Below are 22466 nucleotides of genomic sequence, written 5' to 3'. Positions count from 1 at the left end.
AACTATAAGGTCAGGGCAGTGGGCTAGTTGCTTCTTGAGCTGTTAATCAAATAGTTTTCAGAAGGATCGCTGGGCGAGCCAGCTCTTCAGGCGGTGAAGTGAAAGGAGTTCGAAATTGAAAGATAAAGAATTTGAAGTTTTGGCTAATTCAGCAAGAGAAGCAATAAGTGAAATGGATGCTCTTTCGAAAAAAGTCGAATATTGTTCCTGGATGGATTCCATACAGCCCCAGTTAGAATTCATTGAAAGCCATGCTGCCAATAAGAGGAACCCAGTTAAAATGCTAGCGCCGGATCAAGAGTTTACTTATGGCATAGTTTCATCTAAAGAACTGGCATCCCCAGACGAAATGATGCTTAAGGAAAAATTAAATTTAGTAACCAGAAATCTAAGAGAGCTGTGGGACTGAGCTATGGATTCCCTGAGTAGATAGCATGTCCCCATAGATGTAAAAACACTACCGCTACGTTATCTACAGTTCAGTGAGTCGATGTGAGGTATTTTGGGCGAGCTTATCGCGAATAGCCTCCGGCTGATTCACTCCTACACGGAAGCAGGCTGGCTCCTTTTAGAGGTAGTTCTCTGTGGAGAGGGTGTCGGGAAGAAGCTTCCCTCCTACATAGTTGAGGTTTTCGACTACACGTAATCCTTGCAGGGTAGCCTTCAAGTCGTCTATTGGAAGAGCCAAATTCCTCCAGCCACAAAAAAACCGGCTCCTCTCACGAGTGCCGGTTTTTTATTTGCTTAGCCTTCTGCCTTAACCAAAAGGTCAGGGCAGTGGGCTAATCGCCTCAAAAACATCGCCGCTCTCGGACATCCATGTCCTTCGCGGCATTAGTACATCCTGTACGTCTTAAACAGCTTTCAGAGGGATCGCTGGGCGAGCCAGGTCTTTCGATGGTGGAGCGAAAGAAGTCAGGTTGATACCTTCAACCGCTGCTTTGTACTCTTCCAGAGTCGGGAAGCGACCCAGGATAGTACCCAGAACAACCATTGGGGTAGAGCCCAGCAGGGATTCACCTTTCTTCTCAGCGCTGTCTTCTACTACACGGCCCTGGAACAGACGGGTAGAAGTTGCCAGTACGGTGTCACCTGGTTCTGCTTTTTCCTGGTTACCCATACACAGGTTACATCCAGGGCGCTCGAGGTACAGCTGGTTTTCGTACTTGGTACGAGCTGCTTCTTTTGGATTTGCATCGTCAAAGATGAAGCCAGCGTACTTCGCCAGGATGTCCCAATCGCCTTCGGCTTTCAGCTCGTCAACGATGTTGTACGTTGGTGGCGCAACAACCAGTGGAGCCTTGAACGTGATAGGACCGTTCTTCTCCAGGTTACGCAGCATCGCAGCGATGATCTGCATGTCACCTTTGTGAACCATACAAGAACCAACGAAGCCCAGGTCAACCTGACGGCCATCGTAGTAAGAAGCCGGACGGATCACGTCGTGGGTGTAACGCTTAGATACGTCTTCGTTGTTTACGTCTGGGTCAGCAATCATTGGCTCGTCGATCGCGTCGAGGTCAACAACTACTTCTGCGTAGTACTTAGCGTTGTCGTCTGGAGCCAGAGCAGGTGCTTCGCCAGATTTAACTTCTTCGATACGCTTGTCAGCGAGGCCGATCAGCTTCTGCAGCATGCCAGCTTCGTTTTCCATACCTTTGTTGATCATGATCTGGATACGTGACTTAGCCAGTTCCAGAGATTGGATCAGAGTTTCATCGGTAGAAATACAGATAGAAGCTTTTGCCTTCATTTCTGCAGTCCAGTCGGTGAAAGTGAAGGCCTGGTCAGCCAGCAGAGTACCGATCTGTACTTCGATTACACGGCCCTGGAAGACGTTTTCGCCGCTGAACTGCTTCAGCATCTGCGCCTGAGTCGCGTGTACGATGTCACGGAAGTCCATGTGCGGCTTCATGTTGCCTTTGAAGGTAACTTTCACAGACTCTGGGATTGGCATTGCTGCTTCACCAGTGGCCAGTGCTACCGCAACAGTACCTGAGTCAGCACCGAACGCGACACCTTTAGACATACGGGTGTGAGAGTCACCACCGATGATGATCGCGCGATCGTCAACAGTGATGTCGTTCAGTACCTTGTGGATTACGTCGGTCATTGCAGGGTAAACACCCTTAGGATCACGTGCAGTGATCACGCCGAACGCGTTCATGAACGCCATCAGCTTAGGCGTGTTGGCCTTAGCTTTGTTGTCCCATACAGAGGCAGTGTGACAGCCAGACTGGAACGCACCATCAACGCTTGGAGAGATGGTAGAAGCAGCCATTGCTTCCAGTTCCTGAGTCGTCATAGGACCAGTAGTGTCCTGAGAACCTACGATGTTCACTTTAACGCGAACGTCAGAACCAGCGTGCAGTGGAGTCTCAGAGTTAACACCAACCGCGTTACGGTTGAAGATCTTCTCAACAGCAGTCAGGCCCTGGCCTTCGTGAGAGATTTCTTTAGAGGCAGCGTAAACAGCTGGTGCTTCAACGCCCAGAGTTTCTGCAGCGAAAGTCTGCAGCTGCTTACCGAAGGTTACTGCGTAAGAACCGCCAGCTTTCATGAACTCGACTTTCTGTGGAGTGAAAGCGTCAGACACGTCAGACAGCTCGTTGCCTTCGCTGTCGAGCAGTTTCTTGGTCTTGGTGTTGATGGTCAGAACGGTACCGGTCTTAACAGAGTACACTTCTTCCAGTACTGCATCGCCGTTCTCGTCGCGAACAACGTTGCCGTTTTCGTCTTTCTTCTGTACCCAGTTTTTCAGGTCCAGACCAATACCACCGGTTACGCCGACAGTAGTCAGGAAGATAGGTGCGATACCGTTGGTACCAGCAACAACTGGAGCGATGTTGATGAATGGAACGTACGGGCTTGAAGGCTTACCAGCCCACAGTGCCACGTTGTTCACACCAGACATACGTGAAGAACCCACACCCATGGTGCCTTTTTCGGCGATCAGCATAACTTGCTTATCTGGGTTGGCTTCTTTCATCTTGGTGATTTCTTCCTGAGCTTCAGGAGAGATCATGCACTTACCGTGCAGTTCACGGTCAGCACGTGAGTGAGACTGGTTGCCCGGAGACAGCAGGTCGGTAGAGATATCGCCCACTGCAGCAACGTAGGTGATCACTTTGATTTCTTCGTCGATGTCTGGCAGTTCGGTAAAGAATTCTGCTTTGCTGTAGCTTTCCAGCAGTTCTTTAGCGATGGCGTTGCCTTCTTTGTAGGCAGCAGCCAGGCGCTCGGTGTCTGCTTCGTACAGGAATACCTGAGTTTTCAGAACAGCTGCAGCCGCGTTTGCGATGTCAGCGTCGTCGCCCAGAGCCAGGTCCAGCAGAACCTTGATAGACGGGCCGCCTTTCATGTGAGACAGCAGTTCGAAAGCGAACTCCTGGTTGATCTCTTCTACAGACGCCTGACCCAGAATGATTTCTTTCAGGAATTCAGCTTTAACGCCTGCCGCAGGAGTCGTACCTGGAAGTGTGTTGTAGATGAAGAAGTTCAATGAGTCTTTGCGGTGCTCATTATTCACATCTTTGATCTGTTCGATGATTTCAGACAGCAGCTCCGCGCCATCGATCGGCTTAGGGTTCAACCCAAGCTCGTTCTTACGAACCTCAATTTCTTTCAGGTATTCTGAATACAGACTCATTTGCGACCCTCTCTCAAAGCCTTGTTAACAACTTCATTGCACTTTAGTTAACTTGCGTCCTACGATGGCAGCAAGCCCACGCCCATGCAGTTATGTCCGGTGAACAGTGCTACATAGCCACGAAAGTCACTATGTATTTGTTTCACCTTCTTTTTAGTAGTGCGGGAGTATACCGGAAATTTAAGCTCAGACGTATTTGTACCCCTGATGTGCATTATTCATGGTGTTTATGACGTTCTGGTTGAATATTTTCTTGGTTTATTAAGAATTATTGTCATTGGGGTAAACAGTTGCCACAATGGATCGATCATACAAAACAGGAAGAAAGCACTGTGCACATCGTCGCGGACGAAAACATCCCGTTAATTGAGCAATTCTTTGGCGATTTTGGCGACATCACCCGTGTCGCTGGCAGGACCATGACGCAAGAAGATGTAGCGAATGCCGACATCTTACTTGTCCGCTCTGTAACTCAGGTTAAGCGGGAGCTGCTTGAGGGTTCTTCCGTAAAATTTGTTGGTACGGCAACCATCGGTACCGATCATATTGATCTTGAGTATCTGAAAGACGCCGGAATTGGGTTTGCAAGTGCGCCAGGATGTAACGCTCAGGCCGTAGTTGACTATGTTCTTAGTGCTTTGAGCGTTGTGGTGGATAGCCGCGGGATTGATTTTCGTGACCTGAGTGTCGGCATTGTCGGTGTTGGTAATGTCGGCCTGCTTCTGCGCCAGCGTCTGGAGCAAATGGGGCTGACGGTTCTCGCCTGTGACCCTTTCAAAGAAGAGGACGACGTCGGTGAGCTGACGACGCTCGATAAACTCCTTGGTTGTGATGTTGTCAGTCTGCATACACCGATGGAAAAGGGCGGTGATCACCCGACCTGGCATCTTATCGGTGAAGCTCAGTTGCAGCAGATGATGACAGATGCCTGCCTGATTAATGCTTGCCGTGGGGCTGTTGTTGATAACGATGCCTTGCTGAAGCATCTTCACGATAATCCGGATTTCGTTGCTGTGCTCGATGTCTGGGAGGGCGAGCCAGAGCTGAACCGCGAATTGCTGGATTTCTGTGCGTTGGCGACACCGCATATCGCTGGATATTCTCTCGACGGCAAGATGCGTGGTACGGAATTGGTGTATCAGGGTGCCTGCGAATTCTTTGGGCTACCTGAACGTCTGAAATTGGGGCAGTTTTTACCGGAGCCTGGTATTCGACGCGTCGACTTTTCTGCCGAAGTACCCGTGCATCAGGCGCTGCGTACTGCCATCCGGGCATCGTATGAGATTCGGGTCGATGATGGCGTGATGCGCTCAGTCATACGACACAGCCAGAATCTGCGTGAGTCGTTCGATCGCATGAGAAAGGATTACCCGCTGCGCCGCGATACCATCAATCTTAAGGTTGGGGTGCCTGCTCGCGCTCACGATCTGCAGGATGCGCTTGAAGCCGCGGGCTTCGATGTGCGTTCCCGCTAATACTAAGTAAACCAGCCTGAGCTGGGATTATGCTTCGAGAAATTCTTCCCGAAGCAGTCTCCGTATTAATTCAGAATCACTTTCCTGAACGGCACTGTGGAGGCGACGGAACAATGGTTCGTCGCTTTCGTCTGGCTGACGCAGCAATCGGGTGAATGCTTTGCTGCTCAGTACGAAATCATCGACAGATTCCTGCCGGTCAACGATTCCGAAGCGGACGTATTCCTCGTCGCGAAGCCACTGAATTGCGCCCAGCGCTGCTAAGTGGCGGGGTGAGTGAAGGCCGAACTCGTCCATCTCATCCGGCCCGCACACGTCTTCTACAAAGAGGGTTCTTGGGGCCGGAAATTGCTGTAACCCTGTGAGCAGGGTGACAGCAACATCACGAAAGAAATCATCAATATGAACGTCGAGCATTGGCGTGCGGGCCTTTGGTCGGATCAGAGCTGCTGATAGGTTTCGAAGAATTGCTTCATACGCTGCATCGCTGCGGTCAGATCTTCTGGCCTTGGCAGGAATACCACGCGGAAGTGATCCGGATCTGGCCAGTTAAAGGCCGTACCATGCACGAGCAGAATTTTCTGCTGTTCAAGTAAATCCAGAACCATGCGTTCGTCGTTACGTATGTTGAACTTTTTGGTGTCGACCTTCGGGAAGCAGTACAGAGCGCCTTTGGGTTTAACACAGCTCACGCCGGGAATGTCATTCAGCATTTCGTACGCAATATCGCGCTGCTGAACAATACGGCCGTCGCCATTGACCAGATCAAAAATACTCTGATAGCCACCCAGTGCGGTCTGAATAGCATGCATGGAAGGCACGTTGGCGCAGAGTCTCATCGTCGCCAGCATCTCAAGACCCTGAATATAATCCCGCGCTTTGTGCTTGGCGCCGCTGATGATCATCCAGCCAGAGCGGAAGCCTGCCAGGCGGTAGTTCTTAGACAGCCCGTTGAAAGTAATAATCAGCAGGTCGTCAGCAAGTGATGCGGTTGAGGTGTGCGTGACACCGTCAAACAGAATCTTGTCGTAGATCTCGTCCGAGAAAACAATCAGGTTGTTTTCGCGGGCAATCTGCAGCATGCCTTCCAGGATTTCATCCGGGTATACGGCACCGGTCGGGTTGTTCGGGTTGATGATGACCATTGCACGGGTGCGGTCGGTCACCTTGTTGCGAATATCATCAAGATCCGGGTACCAGTCAGACTGCTCGTCGCACAAATAGTGAACAGCCTTGCCACCTGCCAGGCTGACAGCGCCCGTCCAGAGTGGGTAGTCAGGTGCTGGAACCAGAACCTCGTCACCATTATTGAGCAGACCCTGCATACACATAACGATCAGCTCGCTGACGCCATTGCCGATGATGATGTCTTCGAGGCCGACGTTAGGGATCTTCTTCTGCTGCGTATATTGCATGATGGCTTTTCGCGCAGAGAAAAGCCCTTTGGAGTCGCAATAACCCTCAGAATCTGGCAAGTTGTAGATGACGTCCTGGATAATTTCCTCAGGCGCATCGAGCCCGAATGGTTTCGGATTGCCGATGTTCAGCTTCAGAATTCGATGGCCTTCTTCTTCCATGCGCTTGGCGGCATCCAGCACTGGTCCGCGTATGTCGTAGAACACGTTTGCCAGTTTGTTGGATTTGAGGATTTCCATGGAACTTTGCCGCCTGTATCGGAACTGAATTTAAGTGATTAATCATACTCTTACCATGCTCTATCGGAAAGTGGTTCAAAGAATGAAAAAAATTAGCAAGAGTGAAGACGAGTGGCGTCAGCAGTTAAGTGCTGAGTCATACCGGGTTACCCGGGAAGCAGGAACAGAAAGACCGTTTACTGGCCAGTATTACGATTTCTCGCAAGAGGGTACCTACAACTGTGTGTGTTGTGGTGAGCCGCTCTTTCTGTCGCAGGATAAGTTTGATTCAGGTTGTGGCTGGCCAAGTTTCAGCCTGCCAGCAGATGAAGAGAATATAGAAGAGCGCAGCGACACGAGTCACTTTATGGTAAGAACTGAGGTTGTCTGCAAACACTGTGATGCGCACCTCGGTCATGTATTTACCGATGGCCCGGCACCGACGGGTCTGCGTTATTGCATTAATTCTGCCGCGCTGACGTTTGAGGCGAAAGACGACAACGGCTGATGATCACTTAATGGTCTTCTACTAGTCTAATGGTCTTTTACTAGTCACCAGGGGCCAAATGCACACAGGTTTGGGCCCATTCGGCACTTGCGGCTGTAAGGGCTGATGTTTACTTTAAGCGCTTTAAAATTAACGGATGGAGTTCCTAATGTCGGTACTTGATTACACCATGCCCCTGTTAAACGGCAAAGATCAGGACCTCAGTGAATATGAAGGCAAGGTTGTACTTATCGTGAACACTGCGAGTAAGTGCGGTTTTACGCCACAATATGATGGTCTTGAGACTTTATACCAGGACCTGAAAGACAAAGGATTGGTAATTCTCGGCTTTCCATGCAATCAGTTTGGTAAGCAGGAACCCGGCAGCGCGGATGATATTGGTGCGTTCTGTCAGAAAAACTACGGTGTTAGTTTTCCGATGTTCAGCAAGATTGATGTGAACGGCAGTGATGCTGCGCCTATCTATGACGAGCTGAAGTCCGCAGCGCCAGGCGTGATGGGGACGAAAGGTATTAAGTGGAACTTCACTAAGTTTCTGGTGGGGCGTGATGGAAAGGTGATTGACCGCTACGCACCGACAACGACGCCAGAGTCTCTGAAAGCCGATATTCTTAAAGCGCTGGAAGCCTGATCCCAGCCTTAATCAAAGGTTTTCTTCTTCCAGGACTCTTCTGCTTCCGCCAGCTCTTCAGCGCCTTCTGCCAATCGGGTGGGGCCAGAGCTGGCTCGATGTTGTTCAAGTTCATCAATGGCCTCGACCAGAGCATCGAGTTCTGTCATAAGGTCTTGAGGCAGGTCTTTTATGTTTCGTATGGTTTTCTCGGCGCGTTTCAGAAAGTGCAGCGCCTGGTTGGGAGCATTCTGCGCGAGTGACTGTTTAGCGCGAGCCTGATAGGTGTTGGCGCAGATCCGGGCGTTCAGGACGGTCGCTTCTCTTATGCGTTCTCGCGCGGATTCTGTGGGAATTACGTGTTCTTTGTGACCACTTTTTATCAGCTCAAGGTAGTCCATCAGTGAGTCGCGCAATTCTTTTGCTTGCTTAGGTTGTGTCGGGAGCGGGGACGGAGAGGGTGGCGGTGCGTTATTTCGCCACTCTTCAGCCTGGTCTAATGCTTTAGAGGTGCGTGGCGGCATGGTGATGAACTTAGTATTCACCTGTTGTGCGTGGAAATCCGTCAGTTCGGCCAGTGCGCGTAGTGCTTCGATTGATAACCATGGGCGCAGGCTGCTACCCACGTTACTTGTCATGTTGATGGAATCAATATGTTCAACAGATTTGCGCATCTGTTCTAGTCGGTACTGATCAAGCCACTTCTTTACCGTCACCACAGCTATGGCAATTATGCCGGTGACGATAGCGACTGCGATCATCGTTGTACTGTCCATTGGACGTTTCCTGGGAGTAGGGCTGTTTTCTCAGTATAGGACAAATTTTTTGCTTTACAGGTATTGACGCTTCCCACGAACGTACATAGAATGCGCGCTCCTTGATTGAGACGTCCCCATCGTCTAGAGGCCTAGGACACCGCCCTTTCACGGCGGTAACAGGGGTTCGAATCCCCTTGGGGATGCCATTTTCAAGTGTGAAATGCGGGAATAGCTCAGTTGGTAGAGCACAACCTTGCCAAGGTTGGGGTCGGGAGTTCGAGCCTCCTTTCCCGCTCCAATTTCACACGAAAGTGGCATGACGCTGAATCAGGATCGGTGTTTTGCAATTAGGCAGTTAGCAAACATCTTGTTGAAAAAAGTTCTTGCAAATCAACGAGATGGAGTTAGAATGCAGTGCACTTAAACGATGTGTCCCCATCGTCTAGAGGCCTAGGACACCGCCCTTTCACGGCGGTAACAGGGGTTCGAATCCCCTTGGGGATGCCATTGCGGGAATAGCTCAGTTGGTAGAGCACAACCTTGCCAAGGTTGGGGTCGGGAGTTCGAGCCTCCTTTCCCGCTCCAAATTTTAAAAAGCCGGTTCAGAAATGAGCCGGCTTTTTTATTGCTCTGAGATTATGGAGGCTCAACTCCCGACCGAGGTCGTGAGCTGGGGCGCCAGTCCGATCGGCCTCCTTTCCCGCTCCAAATTCAAAACCCTCTGCACGTAAGTGCAGGGGGTTTTTCATTTTACGCGGTTCAGTCGGCTACGCCTCTTTGCGTTGCACATCCATGTGCACGTCCTTCGGACTCGCTGCGCTCGCGTTAAATCGTTCCTGACGATTTAATCCCGCTCCAAATTTTAAAAAGCCGGTTCAGAAATGAGCCGGCTTTTTTATTGCGTGCGATTTGATTGCGCGAGATAAAGGTATTGTGCGCGTTGCTCGGGGACCGTGTGCCGAGGGGATACGGCACCCGAGCCTACAGGGACGTATTTACGGCGTATCCCTGAGTAACGTGTGCAATGCCTTCTATACGTAATCTGATTGCTAAGAATCAGTGCAGGCTGCGCCCCGCAGAGCGGTAGTCGTATTCTTTGCCTTCAGCTTCGGCCTCTGCTGCCATTTCATCGAGATGCTGAAAGCGTGTAATTTCTTCATCGCTGAGAAAGTGCATGCACTCTCCACCAAAGAACCACAGCAGCGCGCGGTCTACGGCGGGCATTAATTGTGGTTGGTGTGTGCCAATTTTGCTGAACAGATCCTGCCCGGCGTCGTAGGCTGAATCCCTGTGTTCTGTGAGCTGATCAATAACGTCACGGAATTGTTGTAGAATGTCGGCATCTATGACCCCTGACTCGTTTGCTGCGGCCTTTTCGATACGAGAAAGCGTTTCGTTCAGCAGTTCGAGGTGGTATTTCAGTCGGTTATTCATTTTCTATCTCAGAAGGTATTCAGTTTATGGTTGCAGCCCTGGCGGTTGAAAACCTTTCCAAGGTATACGGCAACGGTTTCGAGGCCCTGAAGGGTATCACGCTTGAAGTTGCCAAAGGGGATTTCTTTGCCTTGCTTGGCCCCAACGGAGCTGGCAAGTCGACGACTCTGGGCATTGTATCTGGCCTGGTTCAGAAGAGTTCTGGCAGTGCCTATGTTATGGGGCACGACGTTAACGGTGATGCCTTTCAGGCGCGTCGCTCCCTGGGGGTTGTGCCTCAGGAGTTTAACTTCAATCAGTTCGAGAAAGTCTACGACATCGTTGTGACTCAGGCCGGTTATTTCGGGCTGAAGCCTTCAGAAGCCCGTGCGAACGCCGAAGAACTGCTGAAAGCTCTGGACCTCTGGGAGAAGCGGGATACGCCGTCACGCATGCTCTCTGGTGGTATGAAACGTCGCCTGATGATTGCTCGTGCGCTGGTGCATAAGCCGGACGTATTGATTCTTGATGAACCTACTGCCGGTGTTGATATTGAACTGCGCCGCTCTATGTGGGAGTTCATGGAAGACCTCAATAAAAAGGGGACAACCATTATCCTGACGACACACTATCTCGAAGAAGCAGAGCAGTTGTGCCGGAATATCGCGATTATTAATAAAGGTGAAATCGTTCAGTGCACCAGCAAACGTGAACTGTTGAGCCAGTTGACGACTGAAACCTTTGTTTTTGATCTGTGCGAGTCTTTGCCGGATGGTTTTTCGCTTGAGGGTTTTGAGTTTTCTTCACCGGCTGATGAGACGCTCGAAGTTACGGTGGAAAAAGGGCAGAGCATTAACCGGATATTTACCATGCTCACAGAAAAAGGCCTTGAGGTCCGCAGCATGAGAACCAAGTCTAACCGCCTTGAGGAGTTGTTTGTGAACCTGGTACGGGAGAGTAATTCATGAGCCCGATGCGCGTTCAGTGGGTTGCATTCCAGACGATTGTGACCAAAGAAGTCCGTCGTTTTATGAGAATCTGGCAGCAGACGTTATTGCCGCCAGCGATCACAATGACGTTGTATTTTATTATTTTCGGCAATCTGATTGGCAGCCGGATCGGTGAGATGGGCGGTGTTGATTACATGGCCTATATCGTACCTGGCCTGATCATGATGAGCGTTATCACCAATGCTTATGGCAACGTTTCTTCGTCTTTCTTCAGTAATAAATTCCAGCGCAGCATTGAAGAAATGATGGTCGCACCTGTGTATCCGGTAACCATTCTACTCGGATTTGTTGCCGGTGGTGTGGCGCGAGGCGTGGCGACGGGGGTGATTGTTACTCTGCTGTCGCTGTACTTTACGGATCTTCAGGTGCATCACGTCGGAGTCATGGTTGGCGTTGTTCTTTTATCGGCGATTCTGTTTTCATTAGGCGGTTTTATTAACGCGGTTTTTGCGACCAAGTTTGATGATATCGCGATCGTTCCTACTTTTATTATTACGCCACTGACCTATCTCGGTGGTGTGTTTTATTCCATCAGTCTGCTTCCTGATTTCTGGCAGGATGTATCCAAGCTGAATCCGATTCTCTACATGGTAAATACCTTCCGCTACGGTGTGTTGGGTGTGACGGATATTAATGTGTACGCCGCCTTTGGGATGCTGGCTTTGTTTATTCTTATTTTGGGTAGTTACAGCATCTGGTTGCTGCGACGCGGTACAGGCATGAGGCAATAATGATGGGATCAGTACACAGCGAGACCAACCCGCTTGGCAAAACATCCGAATATCCTGAGCAGTACGACGCAGGGTTGTTGTTTCCTATTGATCGCAATGAAAGCTGGGAAGCATCAGGCGATGACCGTTCTGCGATTACCTTTTATGGCGTTGATATCTGGAATGGCTATGAGGTGTCCTGGCTAACGCCTAACGGAAAACCCGTCGTTTGCGTTGCGGAATTTCGAGTCCCTTCTGATAGCCCATTCCTTGTTGAGTCGAAGTCGTTCAAGTTGTACCTCAACTCCTTTAATCAGACTCGATTTGAAAACGAGTCTGATGTTAAAGCGGTGATGGAGCGGGACTTGTCTCTCGCTGCTGGAGGAGCCGTAACGGTTGCCTTCCACGGAATGGATTACGCCTATCCCGCCGCTCCTGATGCTTTGTGCATAGACGATGTCGATGTCGATATTTCTTCATACACACCGTCGCCGGAGCTTCTGAAAGTGGTTCCAAACAGTCAGTTCGATGGATGGATCTGCAGCCACTTGCTGAAATCAAATTGCCCAGTGACGGGTCAGCCGGACTGGGGCTCAGTGTATATTCAGTACAAGGGGCAGGAGATTGATAAAGCGTCTTTGCTCGCGTATCTGGTTTCTTTGCGCCAGCATCAGGATTTTCACGAGCAGTGTGTTGAACGAACATTCCGGGATATACAACAGCGTTGTGCGCCAGAGAGTCTGACGGTGTATGCCCGTTACGTTCGCCGGGGTGGGTTGGATATCAATCCATTCCGGACGACAGAGGAAACTTTCGAAGCGTTGAACTTTCGGTTACAGCGTCAGTAGTAACGTCACTGGCGTCTGCGTTGTGGTTTATCCGCAGACGTCGAGCGGCTTTCTCTAAGGTTTCTGCGGCTTTCAAACGTTCCGCTTCGGTCATCTGATCGCGATCGAGGCGGAGGCTGAAACCCTCCGACTCCTGAATAAACTGACGTTCATTCGAGTCGTCCTGACTGCGGTAGTCACGTACTTCAAAGGTAGGAATTGGGTCCCGGAATCCTTTTACGATGGCGTTACCGCGGCTGCGGCAATCAATCTTATCGCGGATCAGGGTGTAGGTATCCTGGGACACCAGAATCTCACCCGGCGTTGCTTCGGTTTCAAGGCGTGAAGCCAGGTTCACTTCCTTTCCAATGATGGTGTAGTCCATCCGGCTCTCGGTTCCAAAGTTACCGACGGTACAGTACCCGGTACTAATGCCCATACGAATCTGGAGAGGGGCCGAAATGCCTTGATCTGCCCAGCGCTGGCGAAGAACTTCCATATGGTTACGCATTTCAATTGCCATAGAAACGCAGGCCAGGGCGTCGCGCTTAGTGCCCTTGGTTTTCGGGTCGCCAAAGAAAATCATAATGCCATCGCCAATAAACTTATCGATGGTGCCGCCGTACTTGAGCGCGATGTGAGACATGTCGGTTAGGTAGGTGTTGAGGAGGTCGGTGAAGGACTCCGCTTCCATCTGCTCAGACAGGGCAGAAAAACCGACGATATCAGAGAAGAAAACCACCAGCTTTTTACGCTGAGTTTCGAGGCGAACCTGGCGGCGGCCGGAAAAAATAGATTCCCATATCTGCGGCGCCACATACTTCGATACCTGATGAGAGAGCGCCTGAAAGCGTTCAACCTGCCCCTGAAACTTCATCTTTAATCGCATCAGGTCACGTGCCTGGCGGTAACTGTTGTGTGCTGTCAGGGCTAAGTGGAAGCCGACACCGGCTGCCGTCGCGACAAAGACTTCATAAGGAACTGGGGCAGGCTGTGTGTAGCCTGTTAGCAGGTATGCGGCACCGGCACCGGATACCAGTGAAATAATACAGAATGCCCAGGCTGTCAGGCTGCCCACGACGATAAAACTGGTGTTTATCATCACTGCGAAGAGCACAACGATCTCTATCGGGAAGTTGATAAGCCCGAGAAAAATACCGCAAAGAAGAGCATCGCCATGAATCAGGAACTGACGTGTCGTGTATGCTTTCCGACGTCGGAATGGCCCGCTCGCGAAGTAAACCAGATGAGGGTAAAGCAGCGCGAACAGCGCTATACCATCGCTGCTCTCGGGGAAATAACCAAAGTGTATGCCTGTGTAGACACTGACGGCGGCTACCGCGTAACCGAAGATCCGTGCGACATAATCTTGTTTTGGTAGCGTCGTTTCGTGGAACTGCGCCTGGGCCTGCGAACTCGACATGTAACTTCACCGATTGTTTATTATTATGTGGCGGAGCGGGGCGGAACTAATAACTTTGCCTTAGTCATACTTATATAGACATTCTGACTACACGGCAAGACCCTGACCCATTTGTAACAATACTGCGTAAATTAGTACGCATGGCCTGTAATGATACATTGGAGCCCTGATGGACGCAATTAGAGCGATTACCGAGCGGGTGTCGGTGGCACAGCTCACCGGACCTGACATCACTCAAGAGCAAAAAGAGATACTTTTTAAGGCCGCTCTGCGCGCGCCTGACCACGCCTGGATGAGGCCAAGCCGGTACCTGACCATCGAAGGTGAGGCGAGAGAAGAGCTGGGTAAGATTTTCTACAAGTACCAGGCTGGCCGTGAAGTCCTTTCGCCGGAGAAGGCCAAAAAGATCAAAAATATGCTGTTGCGAGCGCCTCTGGTGATCGTTGGCATTACACATCTGGAAGAACACCCTAAAGTGCCTCGCGATGAGCAGCTGCTCTCTACGGGAGCGGGCGTACAGAATATGCTGAACGCCGCGTATGCAATGGGGCTGGGAGCCATATGGCGGACGGGGGCCATGGCTGAGTGCGAGGGCGTTCGGAAAGCATTGGGCTTGAATCGTGATGATGTCATTACAGCCTTCCTGTATGTTGGCCACATCAATACGACACCTAAACCTGTCCCCGACGTCGAACTGTCTGAGTATGTTACTGCCTGGACTGGCGAAACCAGTTAAAAAACAAGGCATTAGCCTATAAAGGTTGACCTCATACGGTGCCATGCGTATAGTGCGCGGCGCTGGTGAGGCGTCCTGGTGACTGACTCGCAAAGAATGTCGGAGTTTACGACGACGGTAACGAGCACGGTAGAGTGCGACTTACAGCCCCTTTATATGGGGTAACGTAGACAAACAAGGTGAGGTGTCCGAGTGGCTGAAGGAGCACGCCTGGAAAGCGTGTATAGGTTTATCCCTATCGAGGGTTCGAATCCCTCCCTCACCGCCACTAATTCTAAAAACCCGGTCAATTGGCCGGGTTTTTTATTGGCTGGCGTTCAGGTTGCCAGTGATCAGTGAGGGCAGGGTGAGAACCCTCGCAGGTTCGAGTCGAACGCAGTGAGACAACGTCGGAGCTTGCGACGACGGCCCGAAGGGCGCAAGTCATCCCTCCCTCACCGCCACTAATTCTGAAAAAACCGTGTTCTTGCAGAAGTTCGCGGTTTTTTTATGCCCAAACGTTATTGCTAGAGGCGGCGGTAGGAGGGTGAGAACCCTCCACTTTCTCGGCCCGGCCACTAATTCGAAGAACCCGGTCAATTGGCCGGGTTTTTTATTGCCCTTCGATCAGGCTTAATCCGGCCAGTCATTTGAGATCACAATCGAGTTATACGACGTCATTGCTGAATTTTCAGCGTTTCTGGTAGGAAGTTTTTCGGTTGATTGTGGCCATTGCGGTCAAAAAAGGCCTTGTGCGCATTGCTGCCAATTCAGCGCGAGGTGTATCCTGTTTGCCCAATTTGCGCGACATAAAATAACAACAGCGCGGTGCGAGCTATGGATCTAGACACTAAGTGTATACCTTTGGGCCACATACAGACCTATTTCAATCTGAAGAAATCGATCGAGGTTGATGCTGACTGGCTGATGAAGCGCACGGGCATCATTCCTGATAATCCCGATGAGCTGATGCGGTCAATTACCGGCCTGGAGCCTGCAGACATGTATGCGCGCGCAGGCATCGATCTTGGCGAAGAAGACGGCGTAGGTATGTTCGTTTCTGCTCGGCAGGTTCTTAATCTCGTTGAGCAGATAATGGACGCTTTGAAGATGCCCTATATCGGTCTGGCGATGGGTAATCTGATGACAGTGTCACACCATGGTATGGCCGGCCTGGCTGCTGTAACTCAGCCTACGCTGTGGGATTGCGGGCAAGCGGTGGTGCGGTTTTGCCGTGAATTATTTCCGCCTCTGGAAATGAGTGTCACTATTGATGGTGAGGAAGGGTGGTTTGCCATCGACGAGAACATTCCGCTGGATCCTTACTCGCACTTCTTTGTTGAGCTGAATCTGGTGAGTTTTTACAACATCTTCCGCGATCTTGTGGCTAATGATCCGGACCTGATGCCGGTCCGCGTGGAGATCGGTTACCCGGAGCCGGGGTGGGGTCACATTTACCGACGTTACTTTAAATGCCCGGTTGTTTTCGGTTGTCATCAGTCTCGTATCATCGGTAAGTCGATGTTGGCAAACCATGAGTTGCCTCTTGCGAATCGTCTGATGGCAATGACGGCTGAAAAGTCGCTATTCGAAAATATCCCGACAAAGGCAATGAAGTATCTGCCGTTACGGTTGAGGCGATTACTTATTCGTTATTACGGTGCTTTCCCATCCCTGGAGAATGCGGCCAGCGAATTGGGTATGAGTGGCCGTACTATGCGGCGTAAGTTAAAAGATGACGGTACGTCTTATCAGCAGGAGCTGGATTTTGTACGACAGAAATTTGCCCGTGAGTATTTTGCTCGCGGTGGCGACTCTGTAACCGAGCTCGCCCATTTGCTTGGTTTTGCTGATTCTTCTGCTTTTGCAAAGGCCTTTCGCCGTTGGACAAACATGTCTCCCAAAGAGTACATGGCGTCAATTATGGCCAGAACCTGACGTTAAGTGGCCATCGGTTCAAGGTGGCCGAAAACACCGTTTGGCAGTGGCCATTTCAGACCGATCACTGTCCGACAATTGCGAGCACAGTCACATAATTGGGGCGTAAGGTAGATCACAGGTTCGGAAACATCCGTCCGTTATAAAAATAACGAAACAATAAAGGTGATCTACCATGTCTGACTTCAAACTGAAGGCCGGCGCCCTTGCTCTGAGCGCAGCTCTGCTAACTCCGGTCGCCGCACATGCGGCAGTAGAAGGTCCGTCCGGAATGGACTTCTACGATATTCCATCAATCAATACCAACCAGAACGGAGACCTGATCTGGTATCGCGATGCGAGCGTAAATCTCGGTGCTGGGGCCCCGCTGGCTAAAGCATACAACGTTATGTACCGCTCTACTGACTCACTCGGTGCCGAGAACGCAGTTACTGGTACTGTTTTAATTTCAAGCAATGAGTGGAGTGGTGCGGGTGAGCGCCCAACGCTGAGTTATGCCGTGGGTACACATGGTCTGGACCAGTCTTGCGCTCCGTCCTTGCAACTACAGGCCGGTAGCGATTACGAAATCCGTAATATCCGCGCAGCACTCGAGAAGGGGTATGCGGTACTGGTAACTGACTATCAGGGCTATACCACGGGTGCTACACCTACCTATCTGGCCGGTGAGTCGCAGGCGCACGCCGCACTGGATATTTTCCGTGCCGCCTCTCAGATTCCTCGTGCAGGGATAGATGCTGAAGCGCCTGCTGCTGTTTGGGGCTTCTCTCAGGGCGGGCAGACTGCTGCATGGGTCGGTCAGATTGCAGACGACTATGCACCAGAACTTGATCTGGTAGGTGTTGCATCAGGTGGTACTCCGGCTGACTTCCCCGTGGTTGCTGATTATCTGAATGGCAGTACAGGTGCATCCTTCCTTCTTGGGGGGATCATTGGTCTTGCCGAGCAATATCCGGATGATATCCCGGTCGATCAGCTTGCCAGTGCGAACGGTAAAGCGGCCATCGCTGACTATAAAAACAAGTGTACTTTTGAGTTCCTGTTCGACTATATGAATGAATCTCTCAGCTCTTACACCGTTGGCAACAAAGATCTTGATGAGCTGTTGATGGTGCCTTCTATCGGCCAGCGCATTAATGAGCAGAATCTGGGTGGTGAAGGTGCGGATGTTCCTGTCCTGCTTTATCACGGTACTGCAGATGAATTTATCCCGATTGAGCAGAGTGTGGAGCTGAAAAAAGATTACTGCCGTCGCTTCGACAAGGTGACCTACGATGTTTATCCGAGTGAGCATATCGTCACTCTGTTCCAGGCGGCTCCAACCGTTCTGACCTGGCTCGATGAACGTTTTGCTGGGCAGAACCCACGTAACAGCTGTTACAGCTTTGCTGCTGATCCAGTATCAAATGCTAATCCGGGCGGTGGCGATTTCATCGTGACTCTGGATGAGTGGAACCTGGATGCAGAGCTGCACCTGGCGACACTGAATCAGACCGTTGAGCTTCCTGAAGACACCTCAATCACTGCAGATGCAAACATCACCGATGAAAGCCTGGTCGGCGACCTGTACGTTCCAGACTTTGATGCAGAGCTGAATATCCTGGTGAACCTTGATGTCGCGCTGTCGGTTGAACCTGTTGGTCAGATCGAAGCGACAAACCGCCTGAGCCGCGACGGTATACTGGCAATCAATGGTTCGACTCAGGCAAATGTTCTTATTAACGCTGCGGGGTTCGGTTGGCTGAAGCTACCGTTCAACTGTAAAACCATTGAACCTGCGAACTTCAATCTCGCCTGGGAAGGCCCAATTGCCGAATTCGGTGCGGGTGGCATTGTGTTCGAGGGTGAAACCGAGTTCTCGGAACTTGAGTGTGGCTGGATGACAGCGCTGTTCAACAGCCTGGTGGCTGGCCCAGGTCAGGAATATAGCTTCCGTCTTGTACCTCCGGCGCCAGAGCGTCTGTAAATAGCCTGATGGGCTCCTTGGCCAGGAACAGAGGAAACTCCGTTCCTGGCATTTTTCTCAGAATTTATAAGGTGCAGATTATGTTTAAGACAGCGATTGTGACAGGTGTTATCGCCATTGGCGGGCTCGCTTACTACTCTGGCTTTGATGGGATACAGGTATTGAAGACGTCAGTAGAACCTCAGCACTCTCAGGCTATATCCCAATCTGTGGAGTATACGCGTGAAGAGCTTGCTGCGATGACGCCCAATCTACTGATCCAGATGCAGAAAGACGCGCTTAACTCAGCAAAAGAAGCCGCTACCAGTGTCGGTGAGCTGAACCGCATTGAAGGTCGGCCTGATTTCGTCTCACCGGCGGAGTGGATGATGCTTCAGGCGGTTGCTGACCAGAAGACTGATCCACAAGCAGAGCTTCTTCGTCTGGTTAATCTGTTGCGGTTTAACAAGCAACTGGAGGCTCTGGATCGAACTTCCGACGCAGAAGAGCGCAAAGTGCTGATTGAGGCGGTGTTGGCTCAATTGCCGAAGCGCATCGAGAATCAGGAAATGTCGGTAGAAAAAGCGCAATCGATCCAGTTGAAATTGATCTCTCAGATCTATTCTGATGACCGCGATATCCGCGACAGGGCGGCTGAAGAGGCCCGCCGCATAGGTGCGGAGTTCAGCATTAAAGCGTCTTAATCTGGCCCGTTGAGCATTTAAGCACTCAGCCAGTCACTCTAATTTTCGGTTGGCGTTGATCTGCCTTCTGGCTATTGATACTTTCAGGTCCATAAAATTCATCTGGAACATTTATGGACCTGGATACTCCCTGCATCCCTCTCGGGCACATACTGACGTACTTTAATATCGCTCAGAAACCTGATCTTGACCTGGGTGTTAATGAACAGGACGAAGACGCCCGTGCTGTGCAGCTGAATAAGTTGATGCAGGTCTCTATGGGGCTCGATCACAATGAAATGTTCCGTAAGATCGGTGTCGACCTCAGCGAGGGAAATGTCGCTGGTCGATATATCTCCACCCGGCAGGTACTTGGTCTGGTAGAGCAGTCCATTGAACATATGCGCATGCCGTATCTGGGGCTTTTCATCGGAAATATCATGACGGTGTCCCATCATGGATACGCGGGCCTGATGAGCATTACCCAGCCGACTCTGAAAGAATGTAGTCAGACAACAGCGCGCTTATGCCGGGAGCTGTTCCCAGCCCTGGATATGTCAGTTCACGAGGCTGACGGATTGGTCTGGCTGGCAATCGATGAGAACGTCTCCCTTTCTCCCTACACCCATTACTTTATGGAGCTGAACAGTATCAGCTTTTACAACATCGTCTGTGACCTTGTCGGGCGCGACCCCGAACTTGAGCCAGTAGCTATTGAGTTCAGTTACCCGGAGCCAGCCTGGGGGCATATTTACCGTCGCTATTTTCGTTGCCCTGTGCGTTTTTCCTGCGCTCAGACCAGAATCATCCGTAAGGCGAGCAGTGCCGACTTTGAGTTGCCTCTGGCCAATCGATTGTTGGCGATGACTGCAGAAAAAACTCTCTTTCAGCGGATTCCAACGAAAGCGATGCAGTTTCTGCCCCTGCGCTTGAGGCACTTTCTTGTGCGCTCGTACGGAGCATTACCTTCGCTTGAGCGCGCCGCGGGTGAGTTGGGTATGAGTAGTCGTACCTTCAGAAGGCGTCTCGCAGAAAGTGGCACTACCTACCAAAAAGAGCTGGATGTAATCCGTGAGCGTTTTGCACGAGGCTACTTTGCTCGTGGAGGTCAGTCTGTGGGTGAGTTGTCCGAGTTGCTCGGCTTCAGTACAACCCAGGCGTTCAGTCGGGCTTTTAAGCGCTGGACGGGAGAGAGCCCATCAGCCTTTATCAAAAAGGCCTAGCGGTTGTTGTTCTCTGACGCGCTTAAATGCGTCAATCGGGCTGGCGCTGTGCGTTTTCTTTACTAACCTTATACGAGCGACGTCGTCTGAAAAAATTGTCGCTAATGGTTGTAAATAATTATGTATGCGGAGCCGTCCAGTGTTCTTTCGATCCCAGAAGAAAGCCGTAGAAACCATCCCTACTGCAGAGTGCAACGATCATATCCATAAACTTGAGCAGGAGAATGAGCTTCTGCACAAGGTGAAAATCGTGGCTGAGATGCGCTGTGAATTCGGGTTGACGCAGTATCAGTACGTTAAGGATCTGCAGTCGCTTTGGTTCAGTTCGACGGATGCCATCGACAGTATCCGCAATACTATGGCTGGCTCTGCAACACGTCTGCGGGATGAGAATGATAGTGTGCAGGCTTCTCTCGCTCGGGTTGGAGAGATCTCTTTAACACTCGGTAAGTTAACTGAATCTTTGGATATTATTCAGAATGAATCGCAAGAGGCGTCTACTGCGGTAGGCGGCTTAAAGTCTGTGGCGTCCGGCATTGAGGACTTCGTCAGTCTCATTAAGGGTATTTCTGAACAGACGAATCTGCTAGCGCTTAATGCAGCAATCGAGGCGGCGAGGGCAGGTGAACAAGGGCGGGGCTTTGCCGTTGTTGCAGATGAAGTGCGCACGCTGGCGCAGCGCACAGCCGACGCGACAGCAGAGATTGATGCACTTATTTCTACGATTGGTGGTGAAGTTGATCGGGTTGCACGAGGTATTGCAGCGCTTGGGGAGCGTGGCGCAGTGCTCTCTGATGAGGTTGGCACAGTGTCATCTCACATAAATGAGATTGGTGACGTTGCCGGGCAGGTCTGTCAGAGCTTTGAGCGTACATCCGCTGAGTCTTTCCTTGAAACAGTGAAACTGGATCATATTGTCTGGAAGGGGCAGGTTTATGCTGCGATCAGCCAGGAGCAGGACGTTGAGTTGCCGACTCTGGTAGATCACACGATGTGTCGGCTTGGTAAGTGGTATGCAGAGGGTGAAGGTCGGGAAAAGTACGGTCATCTGAATGCTTATCGTCGCCTGGACGCTCCTCACAAGGGCGTACACGAGAACGGCTTTAAGGCCATGAAGGCGCACTCAGAAGGCAACCGCGACGCGATGCTGGGGTATCTGGAAGCCATGGAAACGGCCAGTCGCGAAGTGATCGCCACTCTGACCGAAATTGAGGAAGCGGTAGCTCGTTGACCTAGTGCTGGCGAATGTGTGTCCCGTGCGCATTCGTCATGCAATCGACCCGGTATTTCTCTATAATCGCGGCAGTTTTGAGTTAACCGAGATCCATCATGACTGTCCGCACACGCGTCGCGCCGTCTCCTACCGGCGATCCCCATGTAGGTACTGCATACATTGCTCTGTTTAATCTCGCATTTGCCCGCCAGCACGGCGGTCAATTTCTCCTGCGTATTGAAGATACCGATCAGGTACGCAGTACCCCTGAATCTGAACAGGCGATTCTCGACAGCTTGCGTTGGCTTGGCATGGACTGGGATGAAGGTCCTGATGTAGGTGGCGATTACGGCCCTTACCGTCAGAGTGAGCGCCGTGCGATTTATGAAGAACACGTACAGAAGCTGCTTGATAGCGGTAAGGCCTTCAAGTGCTATCGCACCGCCGAAGAGCTGGATGCCTTGCGCCAGCAGAAACAGGAAAGCGGTAACCAGACTGCTCTGAAAGTATCTGACCTCGCGTTACCTGAAAACGAGGTTAACGAGCGTGAAGCAGCAGGCGCGCCTTACGTCGTGCGCATGAATGTTCCGGAAGAGGGCGTTTGTGTCGTTCAAGACATGCTTCGCGGTGAGATTGAACTGGACTGGGCTCAAGTTGACGCTCAGATTCTGATGAAATCCGATGGCATGCCAACCTACCACCTGGCCAACGTGGTTGATGATCACCTGATGG

Annotated in this window: 20 protein-coding genes, 5 tRNA genes, 1 other RNA gene and 1 pseudogene; 21 read left to right on the top strand and 6 right to left on the bottom strand. The window is 51.1% G+C overall.

Going from position 1 to position 22466, the window contains the following annotated elements:
* The first annotated feature begins 115 nt into the window (after window positions 1-115).
* The gene (locus AC5E51_RS15525; RefSeq protein WP_491778797.1) at window positions 116-409 is read left to right on the top strand and encodes an immunity protein Tsi6 family protein; all 294 of its coding nucleotides are present in this window, start codon (window positions 116-118) and stop codon (window positions 407-409) included.
* A gap of 444 nt (window positions 410-853) precedes the next feature.
* On the opposite strand, the gene AC5E51_RS15520 is transcribed toward AC5E51_RS15525, so the two are convergent.
* On the bottom strand, window positions 854-3649 hold the full coding sequence (locus AC5E51_RS15520; RefSeq protein ID WP_491778796.1) for a bifunctional aconitate hydratase 2/2-methylisocitrate dehydratase: 2796 nt from the start codon (window positions 3647-3649) through the stop codon (window positions 854-856).
* A 290-nt stretch (window positions 3650-3939) separates the two neighbouring features.
* On the opposite strand from AC5E51_RS15520, the gene pdxB reads away from it, so the two are divergent.
* Window positions 3940-5124 (top strand): 4-phosphoerythronate dehydrogenase PdxB, encoded by a 1185-nt coding sequence (pdxB, locus tag AC5E51_RS15515; RefSeq protein WP_491778795.1) that lies wholly within the window; start codon window positions 3940-3942, stop codon window positions 5122-5124.
* Window positions 5125-5151: 27 nt separating this feature from the next.
* On the opposite strand, the gene AC5E51_RS15510 is transcribed toward pdxB, so the two are convergent.
* The gene (locus AC5E51_RS15510) at window positions 5152-5541 is read right to left on the bottom strand and encodes a hypothetical protein (RefSeq protein ID WP_301180977.1); all 390 of its coding nucleotides are present in this window, start codon (window positions 5539-5541) and stop codon (window positions 5152-5154) included.
* Window positions 5542-5564: 23 nt separating this feature from the next.
* Complete coding sequence (locus tag AC5E51_RS15505; RefSeq protein WP_301388836.1) at window positions 5565-6779, bottom strand: pyridoxal phosphate-dependent aminotransferase; 1215 nt, start codon at window positions 6777-6779, stop codon at window positions 5565-5567.
* Between the two features lie 82 nt (window positions 6780-6861).
* Between AC5E51_RS15505 and msrB the strand changes: the two genes are divergently transcribed.
* Window positions 6862-7266 (top strand): peptide-methionine (R)-S-oxide reductase MsrB, encoded by a 405-nt coding sequence (msrB, locus tag AC5E51_RS15500; RefSeq protein ID WP_068444211.1) that lies wholly within the window; start codon window positions 6862-6864, stop codon window positions 7264-7266.
* 148 nt (window positions 7267-7414) lie between these two features.
* Window positions 7415-7897 carry a glutathione peroxidase gene (locus AC5E51_RS15495; protein ID WP_068442424.1) on the top strand — a complete coding sequence of 161 codons (483 nt, stop codon included), beginning with the start codon at window positions 7415-7417 and terminating at the stop codon, window positions 7895-7897.
* A gap of 8 nt (window positions 7898-7905) precedes the next feature.
* On the opposite strand, the gene AC5E51_RS15490 is transcribed toward AC5E51_RS15495, so the two are convergent.
* Window positions 7906-8652, bottom strand: coding sequence for a hypothetical protein (locus AC5E51_RS15490; RefSeq protein ID WP_273091599.1), 747 nt, complete (start codon window positions 8650-8652; stop codon window positions 7906-7908).
* A 112-nt stretch (window positions 8653-8764) separates the two neighbouring features.
* On the opposite strand from AC5E51_RS15490, the gene AC5E51_RS15485 reads away from it, so the two are divergent.
* The 4 genes from AC5E51_RS15485 (at window position 8765) to AC5E51_RS15470 (ending at window position 9219) form a co-directional block, all read left to right on the top strand.
* Window positions 8765-8840, top strand: a tRNA-Glu gene (locus AC5E51_RS15485).
* A gap of 16 nt (window positions 8841-8856) precedes the next feature.
* Window positions 8857-8932, top strand: a tRNA-Gly gene (locus AC5E51_RS15480).
* A gap of 133 nt (window positions 8933-9065) precedes the next feature.
* Window positions 9066-9141, top strand: a tRNA-Glu gene (locus tag AC5E51_RS15475).
* A 2-nt stretch (window positions 9142-9143) separates the two neighbouring features.
* A tRNA-Gly gene (locus AC5E51_RS15470) sits at window positions 9144-9219 on the top strand.
* Window positions 9220-9690: 471 nt separating this feature from the next.
* Here AC5E51_RS15470 and AC5E51_RS15465 read toward each other — a convergent pair.
* A complete protein-coding gene (locus AC5E51_RS15465) occupies window positions 9691-10068 on the bottom strand; it encodes a PA2817 family protein (protein WP_297532588.1) in 378 nt (125 codons plus the stop codon).
* Between the two features lie 26 nt (window positions 10069-10094).
* Here AC5E51_RS15465 and AC5E51_RS15460 point away from each other — a divergent pair, with 26 nt between their 5' ends.
* Genes AC5E51_RS15460 through queF form a run of 3 tightly spaced genes read left to right on the top strand, consistent with a single transcriptional unit; the run spans window position 10095 to window position 12615 of the window.
* Window positions 10095-11015 carry an ABC transporter ATP-binding protein gene (locus tag AC5E51_RS15460; protein WP_068444217.1) on the top strand — a complete coding sequence of 307 codons (921 nt, stop codon included), beginning with the start codon at window positions 10095-10097 and terminating at the stop codon, window positions 11013-11015.
* Window positions 11012-11788, top strand: coding sequence for an ABC transporter permease (locus tag AC5E51_RS15455; protein WP_297532585.1), 777 nt, complete (start codon window positions 11012-11014; stop codon window positions 11786-11788). The genes AC5E51_RS15460 and AC5E51_RS15455 overlap by 4 nt, the downstream gene beginning before the upstream one ends.
* Complete coding sequence (queF, locus tag AC5E51_RS15450; protein ID WP_491778794.1) at window positions 11788-12615, top strand: NADPH-dependent 7-cyano-7-deazaguanine reductase QueF; 828 nt, start codon at window positions 11788-11790, stop codon at window positions 12613-12615. Before AC5E51_RS15455 ends, queF begins: the two co-directional genes overlap by 1 nt.
* Here queF and AC5E51_RS15445 read toward each other — a convergent pair.
* Window positions 12551-14017, bottom strand: a complete 1467-nt coding sequence (locus tag AC5E51_RS15445; protein ID WP_491778793.1) for an adenylate/guanylate cyclase domain-containing protein — start codon at window positions 14015-14017, stop codon at window positions 12551-12553. The genes queF and AC5E51_RS15445 overlap by 65 nt on opposite strands.
* Before the next feature lie 169 nt (window positions 14018-14186).
* On the opposite strand from AC5E51_RS15445, the gene AC5E51_RS15440 reads away from it, so the two are divergent.
* The 10 genes and pseudogenes from AC5E51_RS15440 to AC5E51_RS15395 form a co-directional block, all read left to right on the top strand.
* A complete protein-coding gene (locus tag AC5E51_RS15440) occupies window positions 14187-14753 on the top strand; it encodes a nitroreductase family protein (protein WP_076517227.1) in 567 nt (188 codons plus the stop codon).
* Window positions 14754-14931: 178 nt separating this feature from the next.
* Window positions 14932-15021: transfer RNA gene (locus tag AC5E51_RS15435), tRNA-Ser, on the top strand.
* 57 nt (window positions 15022-15078) lie between these two features.
* Window positions 15079-15196: non-coding RNA, RtT sRNA (locus tag AC5E51_RS15430), on the top strand.
* A gap of 373 nt (window positions 15197-15569) precedes the next feature.
* Window positions 15570-16670 carry an AraC family transcriptional regulator gene (locus AC5E51_RS15425; protein WP_301388302.1) on the top strand — a complete coding sequence of 367 codons (1101 nt, stop codon included), beginning with the start codon at window positions 15570-15572 and terminating at the stop codon, window positions 16668-16670.
* A gap of 175 nt (window positions 16671-16845) precedes the next feature.
* A complete protein-coding gene (locus tag AC5E51_RS15420) occupies window positions 16846-18636 on the top strand; it encodes a lipase family protein (RefSeq protein WP_491778792.1) in 1791 nt (596 codons plus the stop codon).
* A gap of 80 nt (window positions 18637-18716) precedes the next feature.
* Window positions 18717-19319, top strand: coding sequence for a hypothetical protein (locus tag AC5E51_RS15415; protein ID WP_301376568.1), 603 nt, complete (start codon window positions 18717-18719; stop codon window positions 19317-19319).
* Window positions 19320-19432: 113 nt separating this feature from the next.
* Window positions 19433-20521: an AraC family transcriptional regulator gene (locus tag AC5E51_RS15410; RefSeq protein ID WP_301376569.1), complete on the top strand. Its 1089-nt coding sequence runs from the start codon at window positions 19433-19435 to the stop codon at window positions 20519-20521.
* A gap of 562 nt (window positions 20522-21083) precedes the next feature.
* Window positions 21084-21335, top strand: a pseudogene (locus AC5E51_RS15405) (methyl-accepting chemotaxis protein); the annotation flags it as partial.
* Window positions 21330-21752 carry a CZB domain-containing protein gene (locus AC5E51_RS15400; protein ID WP_414716434.1) on the top strand — a complete coding sequence of 141 codons (423 nt, stop codon included), beginning with the start codon at window positions 21330-21332 and terminating at the stop codon, window positions 21750-21752. The pseudogene AC5E51_RS15405 and the gene AC5E51_RS15400, both read left to right, overlap by 6 nt.
* Before the next feature lie 98 nt (window positions 21753-21850).
* On the top strand, window positions 21851-22466 hold a 616-nt coding region (locus AC5E51_RS15395; RefSeq protein WP_491778791.1), incomplete at its 3' end, for a glutamate--tRNA ligase.

This window comes from Thalassolituus sp. (assembly GCF_984348125.1).
The sequence above is the reverse complement of the archived record's forward strand: the minus strand, read 5'-3'. Positions and strand labels throughout refer to the sequence as shown.

Coding starts and splice junctions, on each gene's coding strand:
- AC5E51_RS15420 (WP_491778792.1), top strand. CDS start 16,846: ATGTCTGACTTCAAACTGAAGGCCGGCGCCCTTGCTCTGAGCGCAGCT.
- AC5E51_RS15465 (WP_297532588.1), bottom strand. CDS start 10,068: ATGAATAACCGACTGAAATACCACCTCGAACTGCTGAACGAAACGCTT.
- queF (WP_491778794.1), top strand. CDS start 11,788: ATGATGGGATCAGTACACAGCGAGACCAACCCGCTTGGCAAAACATCC.
- AC5E51_RS15415 (WP_301376568.1), top strand. CDS start 18,717: ATGTTTAAGACAGCGATTGTGACAGGTGTTATCGCCATTGGCGGGCTC.
- AC5E51_RS15440 (WP_076517227.1), top strand. CDS start 14,187: ATGGACGCAATTAGAGCGATTACCGAGCGGGTGTCGGTGGCACAGCTC.
- AC5E51_RS15425 (WP_301388302.1), top strand. CDS start 15,570: ATGGATCTAGACACTAAGTGTATACCTTTGGGCCACATACAGACCTAT.
- AC5E51_RS15510 (WP_301180977.1), bottom strand. CDS start 5,541: ATGCTCGACGTTCATATTGATGATTTCTTTCGTGATGTTGCTGTCACC.
- AC5E51_RS15495 (WP_068442424.1), top strand. CDS start 7,415: ATGTCGGTACTTGATTACACCATGCCCCTGTTAAACGGCAAAGATCAG.
- AC5E51_RS15460 (WP_068444217.1), top strand. CDS start 10,095: ATGGTTGCAGCCCTGGCGGTTGAAAACCTTTCCAAGGTATACGGCAAC.
- AC5E51_RS15490 (WP_273091599.1), bottom strand. CDS start 8,652: ATGGACAGTACAACGATGATCGCAGTCGCTATCGTCACCGGCATAATT.
- AC5E51_RS15455 (WP_297532585.1), top strand. CDS start 11,012: ATGAGCCCGATGCGCGTTCAGTGGGTTGCATTCCAGACGATTGTGACC.
- AC5E51_RS15410 (WP_301376569.1), top strand. CDS start 19,433: ATGGACCTGGATACTCCCTGCATCCCTCTCGGGCACATACTGACGTAC.
- msrB (WP_068444211.1), top strand. CDS start 6,862: ATGAAAAAAATTAGCAAGAGTGAAGACGAGTGGCGTCAGCAGTTAAGT.
- AC5E51_RS15445 (WP_491778793.1), bottom strand. CDS start 14,017: ATGTCGAGTTCGCAGGCCCAGGCGCAGTTCCACGAAACGACGCTACCA.
- AC5E51_RS15520 (WP_491778796.1), bottom strand. CDS start 3,649: ATGAGTCTGTATTCAGAATACCTGAAAGAAATTGAGGTTCGTAAGAAC.
- AC5E51_RS15505 (WP_301388836.1), bottom strand. CDS start 6,779: ATGGAAATCCTCAAATCCAACAAACTGGCAAACGTGTTCTACGACATA.